Source organism: Mycobacterium sp. (assembly GCF_050701675.1).
Lineage (GTDB): Bacteria > Actinomycetota > Actinomycetes > Mycobacteriales > Mycobacteriaceae > Mycobacterium.
In genome coordinates this window covers 1-9,372 of record NZ_JBOGDD010000618.1, presented here as the reverse complement: position 1 = coordinate 9,372, position 9,372 = coordinate 1, and the positions used below count along the sequence as shown (strand labels likewise).

The following is a 9,372-nucleotide window of genomic DNA, read 5'->3' as shown; positions in this document are numbered from 1 at the left end:
GCTGGACAGTGCCGCGCGCAACATCCTGGGTCGCGACCGCCAGATCGCGCACGACGAGCGCTACGCCATCGCCCAGGAATTCCTCGAAGTCACCTACAAGCTGTGGGAGGGCTCCTGGGAACCGGGTGCGGTGGTGCGCGACCCGGTCAGCGGTGTCTTCACCGACCCGTCGAAGGTGCACGCCATAGGACACGAAGGCAAGTACTTCAGCGTGCCCGGTGCGCATCTGGTGGAACCGTCGCCGCAGCGCACACCCGTTCTGCTGCAGGCGGGCACGTCGCAGGCGGGACGCGAATTCGCCGCACGCAATGCCGAAGTCGTGTTCGCCAGCGATCCACGACCAGAGGTGCTGCGTGCCAACATCGACGACGTCCGTCGCCGCGCCGCGGCGCTCGGTCGCAACCCCGCGTCCATCAAGTTCATCACGTCGGTTGAGATCGTCACCGACACCACCGATTCGGCGGCCCGCGCGAAGGCTGACGATTTGGCGGCGTATCACGACCTGCAGGGCGGATTGGTGCTGCTGTCCGCGTTGAGCGGTGTGGACTGGTCGGAGTACGGGGTGGACGAGCCGATTCGGGCTTTCGACACCGACGCCAGCCGCTCGATCCTGGCGGCGGTGGCCGAACCGGGGGACCGTCAGCGGATCACCCTGCGCGACTACGTCGGTGGGCTGGGCGGATTCGGTGGGCGGCTGTTCGTCGGGTCGGGCCGCACGGTCGCCGACGCCCTGGAGAGCTACGCCGACAGCACGGGAGTGGACGGCTTCAACATCGCCTACCACGTGACGCCGGGAAGCTTCGTCGACGTTGCCGAGCACCTCATCCCCGAACTGCGCCGACGCGGACGCGTGCGTGAGGGCGACGCCCCGACCACTCTGCGGCAGAGGCTATTCACCGACGGCTCGGCACTCCTGCCGCCCGACCACCCCGGGACTGCCTTCCGGTCCATTGGCCTTCAAGAAAGAATCTCGTCGATTCGATGACTGCCGCCAGCGGCGTCGTCAAGGCATCGTGATCGGAGGATCACATTCAGGTTAACAACCTGTGCGCCTGTCGATTACGGGCACACGGGTCGGTTCGGCACGGCCTCTTGGAGCGGCCGGAAAGGCAGGCGTCGTGTCCACCACGTCGATACCAGGAGATGGCGAGATCGTCGAGGTCGACGGCCGCACGCTGACGACCGCCGAGTCCACCGGGCTGGAAAGAGATGCGCTGGGGCCGTGGGGCGTATTCGCCCAGGGGCTGGCGGCGGCAGCGCCCAGTGTGGCCCTGGCGGTCGTGCCCTTCTCGCTGTTCGTTGCGGCGGGAAGCGGGGCGGCCTGGGCCGCCGTCATCGGTCTGGTGATCGTGGTGCTGATTGCCACGACGATCAGTTTCCAGGCCAAGCGCACCGTGTCCTCGGGCTCGCTGGGCACCTATACCGGGAACGGCCTAGGTCCCGGTTTCGCCTTCGCGGCCGGCTTCAGCCTGCTGTTCGGGTACATCGGATTCGCGGTCACGGGAACCCTGGGCGGGGTGCTCTACCTCGACTCGTTCCTCGAATCGATCGGCCTCGGCTCACAGTCGGCCTGGTTCCGGCTCCTGCTGGTGATCGTGGTGGTCGCCGCCGCGGTGTATTTGCCCTTCCGCGGGGTGTCGGTGACCGCCAAGTACGAGCTCGCCTTCGAACTGATCGCCATCGCATCGATCCTGGTGATCATCATCGCGTCCTACATCGGCTACGGATGGCACGTCGACTGGGCACAGTGGGATCTCGGTCATCTTGGCAGCAGCGCGACGTTCATCGCCGCGGTGACCGCGGTGGGCTCCTATGCCGGCTTCGAGAGTGTCGCCTCGCTCGGCGCGGAAGCCAAGGACCCGCACCGCAACATCGCCCGCTCCCTGCTGCGGGTCGTGCTGCTGATCGGCGTGCTGTACATCTTCGGCACGTACCCGCAGATCCTTCAGTTCGGCGCGATCGACGGCGACAAGGCGGTGCTTCCGCAGCTGGCCGACACGGTCGGGGTGTCGTGGGTCAACTACGTCGTCAGCGCCGCGGTGGGGGTGGCGTTCATCGTGTTCGTCACCGCGGTCACCACCGCAGCCGCCCGATCCCTGTTCACCTTCGGGCACGAAGGCGCATTGCCAAGGGTGTTCAGCAGGGTGCATCCCACGCACAAGACCCCGTGGGTCGGCGTGGTGTTCGTCGGCGCTCTCGCACTGACGTTTTCGATCGTCGCGACGTTCAGCTCGGCGGGACGGCTGGTGTTCGACGTGTACGGCGGTTACGTGTCGAACTGGGGCTTCCTGATCAGCTACCTGTTGGTGGTCATCGCCACGCCGATCTGGCTGTACCGGATCAAGGCGCTGACACCTGTTCGGCTGGCGGTGTCGGCTGCGGCGACGCTCGGGTTGGCGTACGTGATCTTCAGCAACTTCTACCCCGTCCCGGAGTATCCCTTCAACATCCTGCCGTTCGTATTCGGCGCATTTCTGCTCGCTGCGGTCCTTTGGTACGCCTACCTGAAGCGCAGCAGGCCCGACGTGGCCAAGCGGGTGGGCACCATCCAGACGCTGTCGGAGAAGGAGCAGCGCCGACTGGCGGACGACGGAATCCGCGAGGTGCTCACCGGTCACTCCGCGGGTGCCGGGGACGACGACTCGCAGCCACGCGAGAACGAGAAGGAGCCCGTCGCGCCATGACGGTCCTCGAAAGTCGCGGCGTCCAACGGTGGTCGGCCGTGGCCGTCACACCGATCGACTACCCGCGCATCGCTGACTTCCTTGCCACCACTACGGGGTTGGGCGGTCGCAAGTTCGGTGCCGATTCCCGTGACGTCGCGGAACAATTGGGGTCGACGTATCCCGACGCGGCCGTGACGGTGTTGGACGCGGCAGGCCACGTCCGCGGCTATGCGGCGTTGCACCAGCCGCACGGGGTCGAGCCGGAGATCCTCGCCGACTTCGTCTTCGATCCCGCCACGCCGAACTGGGTGCTCGACGACATCGTCGACGTGACGGTCGACCGTTTCCATCGCGAGAGCGCTGCGCTGGTGGGTGCGTACCTGCGCGTCTTCATCGGCTCCGATCAGCACCGGGTGATCGAAGCACTGCAGCGCCGTGGCGCGCACCGCGAAGGCCAGTTCATTCGCACCCGAAAGCCGCTCGCCGCAGAAGATCTCGACGCTCTCGCCGCCGCCACGATCGACGGACTACGGGTGCTCAGTTGGCCCGAGGTGCTCGAGCGAGGACTCTCCGAGCAGGTCCGCAGACTTCAGTACGACACATTCGACGAGCACTTCGGCAACATGTCCAAGACGCCGCAGGAGTGGGAGCACCACCTGCACAGCCGCGCCTTCACACCCGACTTCAGCCTGGCCGCGATCGATGACGCGGATCAGGTGGTGGGCTACGTGCTGGGATCGACCTACACGGCGGGGGCAGGCGACGCACAGGAGACCAGTGCGCACACCGACTACATCGGGGTACACCGCGACCACCGGCGGCGGGGCATCGCCGAACTGCTGCTCGCCAAGATCTGGCTCGCGGCACGTCGGCGTGGGCTTTCGGTGGCATCACTGGGCACGGACATAGACAACCGCAGCAAGGCGCACCTGCTGTACCAAAGGCTGGGCTACGTCGCCGTCGAACACGAGGCCGCCTACCGCATCGACTCCAGTGAGGAGACGGGATGAGCTCCAACACGACCTATTTGACCGAGCCGACGGCGAGGACCGACGAACTGCGGGCTAAGTTTCAGCCAGTGTTCGCCGCGATCGCCGAGGGGAACGTGCAGCGCGAGCGCGACCGCACCCTGCCGCACGAGCAGGTTCGCTCGCTCAACGACGCCGGCTTCGGGACGCTGCGCATTCCCGAAGCGCGCGGCGGTCTCGGTGCTTCGCTCGAGCAGACCTTCGCGCTGCTCGCCGAACTGGCCGAGGCCGATGCGAACGTCTCCCACATCTGGCGCAACCACCTGGCGTTCGTCGAGGACCGGCTCAACGCGCCGGTATCGGACGACAACGACACCTGGATCAAGCGTTTCATTTCCGGGGCGTTCGTCGGCGGGGGCTGGACCGAGGCCAACAACCTGACCCTGGCCAACCTGGCCTCGACGGTCACCGTCGAGGACGACCACTGGGTGGTGAACGGCGCGAAATACTATGCCACGGGCAGTCTTTACGCCGACTGGCTCGACGTTCTCGGCAGGGGAGAGGACGGGGCGCTGTGGACTGCGCTGGTCCGCGCCGATGACCCAGGTGTGACGCTGATCGACGATTGGAAGGGGTTCGGCCAGCGTGCCACCGCCAGCGGCTCCGCGCGCTATGACGGTGTGCGCGCCGAGGCGGGCGACGTGTTTCCCGCCGCCGACCGGTTCGGCTATCAGGCGCACTTCTATCAGATCGCCATGCTCGCGGTGCTGACCGGAATCACCAGGGCGGCCCTACGGGACGGCAGCGCCGCACTGAAGGCCCGCGGTCGCAACTACCCGCAGGGCCTGGACGAATCGCCCACCAAGGACGCTCAGCTGTTGCAGGTGATCGGTCAGGTATCGGCCGATGCCTTCGCTGCATCGGCCGCCCTCAACCAGAGCAGCAGAACCCTCGACGACATCGTCACCGGTCGCATCGACGGCGACGGCGAACACGCCCGCCGGCGGCTGATCGACGCCGAAGTCGCGGTGACCCAGGCTCAACTGGTCATCATCGCGGCAGCCCTGGCGGCCACCACCACGATATTCGACGCGCTCGGGGCATCGGGGGTATCTGAAGCGCTTGCGCTGGACCGCCATTGGCGCAATGCCCGCACCCTGGCGTCACACAACCCCCGGGTGTACAAGGCCCGCATCCTCGGCGACTGGCTGATCAACGAGAAGGACCCGGTGCCCGACCTCGCCGCCCGCGGCCGCGGCGGACAGGGCAACTGAGACGTGGTCGTGGCATCGACGACACTGATCATCCTCGAGGCCATGCCATGAGTGCCGACATCCGCGCGCTGAGCGAGGAAACGGATCTCATCGCGGCGTCCAACGTGTTCCGCGCGGCGATGGTGGGCTTCCCACCGTTGGCCGGACTGGAGCCCGGCCGCGTCGGCAAGCTCGTCGAGCCGGGCCGCACGCTGGGTGCGTTCGTCGACGACGAATTGGTGGCCACCAGCGACTCGGCCGCGAGCACCCTGACCCTGCCGGGTGGGCGGCGCGTGACCCATGCCGCGGTCACCCACGTCGGGGTCTTGCCGTCGCACACCCGCCGCGGCATCGCCACCGAGCTGATGACGCACCAGTTGCAGGACCTCCATGCCCGCGGAGAGGTCGTCGCCAGCCTCCGGGCATCAGAGGCGACGATTTACGAGCGGTTCGGATACGGAGTGGCAAGCACCTCGCAGACCGTCGAAGTCCTGACCTCGGGCGCTGCCTTGCGGCCCGGGGTGCCGCGTGGCGGACCGGTGCGGCTCGTCGACCCCACCGTGTCCTGGGATGCGTTGCCGCGCATTCACGACCGGACGCGACCGCAGCGCCCCGGCAGCATCGGCAGGCCCGCCGTGTGGTGGGAGAACCAACGGTTGCGCGCGGATGGCGATCCGGGTGCCCGTCACGTCGGGCTGCACGGTGAACCCGGATCCGAGACGGGGTTCGTGCGCTACCACCCGGTGGGGACCGACGGGTGGTTCACCAGTTCCGAGCGCTCCGTGGTGGTCGACGACTTCTACGCCCCGACGCCCGAGGCCTACGTCGGGCTGCTGCGGTTCCTGATCGACCTCGACCTCGTCGACAGACTGGTCTTCACGTCGCTACCCCTCGATGATCCGTTGCCGTGGCTCCTGACAGACAGACGGGCGGCGCGGGTCACCGGCACCCGTGACGAGACCTGGTTGCGGGTGATCGACGTGGCAGCGGCCCTCGATGCACGGCGATTCGCCGGTGACGGCTCGGTCGCCGTCGTCGTCGAAGATCCGCTCCTGGCGCACAACTCCGCGACGTTCGAGATCTCAGCAGGCGGGGTCCGAACCACCGAGTCGCCCGCCGCGTTGGCGATCGGCGTGGCGGCCCTTGGCGCCGTACTCCTTGGAGCCGCCACCTGGAACGCCCTGGCGCTGGCCGGGCTCGTCGACGTCCGTGACGCCGGCGCCCTCGCCGAAGCCGATGCGCTCTTCGGCTGGTGGCCCGCACCGCACGCCGGAATCTACTTCTAACGCTTCGCATCCGGAGCTACTTAGCTTCCGCCTGAGCAGAACCGTTGCCGAGCCGTTGCGCGCCACCCAGGATCAATCCATGTTCCGGCCACCGGTGGAGACAGCCTCGAGTTATCGCGATGGCACTGTTTGAGGTCTCCGATCTCGCCGTCACCATCCACACCGGAAGCCGCGCCCGCGGACGGCAGATCGTTCCAGCGGTGCGCGCATTCGACTTCTCCGTCGACCGCGGTCAAACCTTGGCGATCGTGGGTGAATCCGGCTCGGGCAAGAGCGCCTCGCTATTGGCGGCCACCCGCCTGCTCGGCGTCAAGGCCGACGTCAGCGGCAATGTGCGCTTCGCAGATCAGGACCTGCTGGCCCTGACCCCGAAGGCGCTGCGACGCATCCTCGGCAAGGACATCGGGTTCGTGTTCCAGGACCCACAGAGCAATCTGCACCCGTTCAAGACGGTCGGCAGGCAGATCGAGGAAGTCTTTCGCGTTCACCGCGCCGCGACGAGGCGAGAGACACGCAAACGGGTCGAGAACCTCCTCGACGAGGTCGGCATCGCCGACCCGGCGCACGCCTACCGAAGCCACCCGGCAGAGTTCTCCGGCGGAATGCGACAACGGGTGATGATCGCCATCGCGATCGCACTCAACCCGGCGCTGATCATCGCCGACGAACCCACGACGGCGCTCGACGTCAGCGTCCAGGCCGGCATCATCTCGCTGCTACGCAAACTGCAGCACGATCACGGCACCGCCATCGTGTTCGTCAGCCACGACCTTGGCGTGGTCGCCGAGATCGCCGACGACGTCGTCGTGGTCAAGGACGGACGGGTCGTCGAATCTGGTTCGCGGCAGAACATCTACGCCGCTCCGACACAGGACTACACCCGCGAACTGCTCGCCGCGTCGCGACTGCACAGTGTCGATCACATTGCCCAGGCACTGCCTGCGACGGTCGGCACGTCGGGTCCTGCGCTGCTGCGGGTGCGCGACCTGCGGAAGTCCTACCGCACCAGGGCCCGCGGCCCCCGGCGCAACGTCATCGACGGACTGGACTTCACCATCGCGGCCGGCGAAGTCGTGGGACTGGTCGGCGAATCCGGTTCGGGAAAGTCGACGGTCGGCCGTATCGTCGCGGGTCTTCAATACGCCGACTCCGGTGAGATCACCCTGAACGGCGACACGTACCCGACCGGGCTGAGTGACGGCATCCCCGCGCTGCCCGCGGGTGCCCGACGTACGGTGCAGATGATCTTCCAGGACCCGTACTCCAGCCTGCACCCGCGCCGCACCGTCGAGGCGTCGCTGGCGGCGCCACTGCTCGCCCAGGGCGTCGACCGATCCCAGATCCCGCCGCGTGTCGCGCAAGCCGCCGCCGACGCCCGCGTCGACCAGGACCTGCTGCGGCGTTACCCCGCCGAACTGTCGGGGGGACAGCGCCAGCGTGTCGCCATCGCGAGGGCGCTCGTCCTCGAGCCAGCCCTCATCGTGGCCGATGAGCCGCTCTCGTCGCTCGACGTCACCACTCAGGCCGAAATCCTGGGACTGGTGGCTGACTTGATCCGCGACAAGGGCACCGCCTTCCTGTTCATCACCCACGATCTCGGCGTGGTGTCGTCGATCGCTGCGCGGGTGATCGTGCTCGGGCCCCATGGTGTGGAGGAGACCGGGACGACGGCCGAGGTGTTCGGCAGTCCGCGCTCGGCCTACACGCGCCGGCTGCTGGACGCCGTTCCACGACTGGACGGTGCGCGGGCGTCATGAGCCAGCTTCTTCTGCAAGTCCCTGCTTCAACTCCCTCGCAGGAGGCCCCGGCAAGAAGGCGATGGCGCGCCGCGGTCGCCGATCCCGGTCTGTTGGCGGGCGCCGTGATCATCGGCGTCGTCATCGCGGCCGCGCTGCTGGCGCCGGTCTTCGCAGCGCTGCTGGGACACGGCCCCAATGAACAGCTTCCCGACGAAACCCTCGATGCCGCAGGGCTACCCATCACCGGCGGCAACGGCTTCCTTCTCGGTGCCGACGGCAGTGGCCGGGACGTGCTGGTCCGGACGCTCTACGGCGCGAGGGTCTCGCTGGCCATCGGCATTCCGGCGACCACCATCGCCATGATCGTCGGGGTCGTCGTCGGTCTGGTCGGCGGCTACTTCGGCGGTCGCGTCGACGCCCTGCTGGCCGAGGTGACCAACGTCGCTCTGGCCTTCCCGTTCCTGGTTACGGCCCTGAGCGTGGTGACGCTCAACCGCGGCACCGCGGGCACCACCCTGGTCAACCCGGCAGTGGTCGTGATCGGCGTTGTCGCCCTGTTCTCGTGGACCTACTTCGCCAGGCTCGTCCGCAATCTGGTCATCGAAGTCAAGGCCAAACCCTTCGTGCTGGCCGCGGTGGGCTCGGGAGCCTCGCATGCGCGGGTATTGCTGCGCGAGATCCTGCCGACCATCGTGCCAACGATCGTCATCTACTGGGCAGTCCAGTTGCCCACCAACATCATCGCCGAGGCTTCGCTGTCCTACCTCGGCGTCGGCATTCGCCCGCCAACGCCGAGCTGGGGCAACATGATCGCCAACGCGCAGGACACTGCGCTGTACCAGACGCAGCCGTGGATGCTGGTCGCGCCCGCGTTCGCCTTGTTCGTCACCGTAGTCGGCTTCAACCTGCTGGCGACTCGGTTGCGCAGCCGTTTCGATCCCACGGCGTCATGAGGCGGCACCGGTGACTCGTTTCGTGCTCTTGCGGACCTTCCGCATGGTCCTCACCGTGGCCGTGGTCGTGTTGATCACGTTCGGCCTGACGCGGATCGCCTACCAGAATCCCGCTCGCATGCTCGCCCCCGAGAACGCTTCGGAGGAAACGGTTTCGGCGATCGCGGGCAGCCTGCACCTCAATGACCCGTGGTACGTGCAGCTGTGGCACTTCGCGATTCGGGGCCCCGAGATCAAGGGCACGCCAACGGGCCTGCTGAACTGGCCGCCCAGCCTTGGCTATTCGTACCGGTCTCAGCGGCCGGTCACGGAACTCATCGTGGAGAAGATTCCGGTCACGGTGAGCCTCGCGGTCGGGGCATTGATCCTCTGGATCACGCTCTCGATCGTGCTGGGGGTCTACGCCGCCCGCAAGCCGGGAGGTCCGTTCGACACGGTCACCAGCGTGTTGGCGTACGGCGCACTGGCGGTGCCCACGTTCGTGACCGGCGTCGTGCTGCTCTACGT

At 67.4% G+C, this 9,372-nt stretch carries 8 protein-coding genes; all 8 read left to right on the top strand.

What is annotated here, in order from left to right:
- A partial coding sequence (locus ACRDUX_RS19100) for an NtaA/DmoA family FMN-dependent monooxygenase (RefSeq protein ID WP_526415591.1) occupies positions 1-985 on the top strand: 985 nt, incomplete at its 5' end.
- A gap of 133 nt (positions 986-1,118) precedes the next feature.
- Positions 1,119-2,684, top strand: a complete 1,566-nt coding sequence (locus ACRDUX_RS19095; protein WP_526415590.1) for an amino acid permease — start codon at positions 1,119-1,121, stop codon at positions 2,682-2,684.
- Positions 2,681-3,676 carry a GNAT family N-acetyltransferase gene (locus ACRDUX_RS19090; RefSeq protein WP_526415589.1) on the top strand — a complete coding sequence of 332 codons (996 nt, stop codon included), beginning with the start codon at positions 2,681-2,683 and terminating at the stop codon, positions 3,674-3,676. The genes ACRDUX_RS19095 and ACRDUX_RS19090 overlap by 4 nt, the downstream gene beginning before the upstream one ends.
- Positions 3,673-4,908, top strand: a complete 1,236-nt coding sequence (locus tag ACRDUX_RS19085) for an acyl-CoA dehydrogenase family protein (RefSeq protein ID WP_526415588.1) — start codon at positions 3,673-3,675, stop codon at positions 4,906-4,908. Before ACRDUX_RS19090 ends, ACRDUX_RS19085 begins: the two co-directional genes overlap by 4 nt.
- Before the next feature lie 47 nt (positions 4,909-4,955).
- The gene (locus ACRDUX_RS19080; RefSeq protein WP_526415587.1) at positions 4,956-6,173 is read left to right on the top strand and encodes a GNAT family N-acetyltransferase; all 1,218 of its coding nucleotides are present in this window, start codon (positions 4,956-4,958) and stop codon (positions 6,171-6,173) included.
- 119 nt (positions 6,174-6,292) lie between these two features.
- Positions 6,293-7,930 (top strand): dipeptide ABC transporter ATP-binding protein, encoded by a 1,638-nt coding sequence (locus tag ACRDUX_RS19075; protein WP_526415586.1) that lies wholly within the window; start codon positions 6,293-6,295, stop codon positions 7,928-7,930.
- The gene (locus ACRDUX_RS19070; protein WP_526415585.1) at positions 7,927-8,865 is read left to right on the top strand and encodes an ABC transporter permease; all 939 of its coding nucleotides are present in this window, start codon (positions 7,927-7,929) and stop codon (positions 8,863-8,865) included. The genes ACRDUX_RS19075 and ACRDUX_RS19070 overlap by 4 nt, the downstream gene beginning before the upstream one ends.
- A gap of 10 nt (positions 8,866-8,875) precedes the next feature.
- On the top strand, positions 8,876-9,372 hold a 497-nt coding region (locus tag ACRDUX_RS19065; RefSeq protein ID WP_526415584.1), incomplete at its 3' end, for an ABC transporter permease.

Excerpts from the sequence above, each read along its gene's own strand:
- ACRDUX_RS19090 (WP_526415589.1), top strand. The coding sequence starts at position 2,681 with ATGACGGTCCTCGAAAGTCGCGGCGTCCAACGGTGGTCGGCCGTGGCC.
- ACRDUX_RS19085 (WP_526415588.1), top strand. The coding sequence starts at position 3,673 with ATGAGCTCCAACACGACCTATTTGACCGAGCCGACGGCGAGGACCGAC.
- ACRDUX_RS19080 (WP_526415587.1), top strand. The coding sequence starts at position 4,956 with ATGAGTGCCGACATCCGCGCGCTGAGCGAGGAAACGGATCTCATCGCG.
- ACRDUX_RS19075 (WP_526415586.1), top strand. The coding sequence starts at position 6,293 with ATGGCACTGTTTGAGGTCTCCGATCTCGCCGTCACCATCCACACCGGA.
- ACRDUX_RS19070 (WP_526415585.1), top strand. The coding sequence starts at position 7,927 with ATGAGCCAGCTTCTTCTGCAAGTCCCTGCTTCAACTCCCTCGCAGGAG.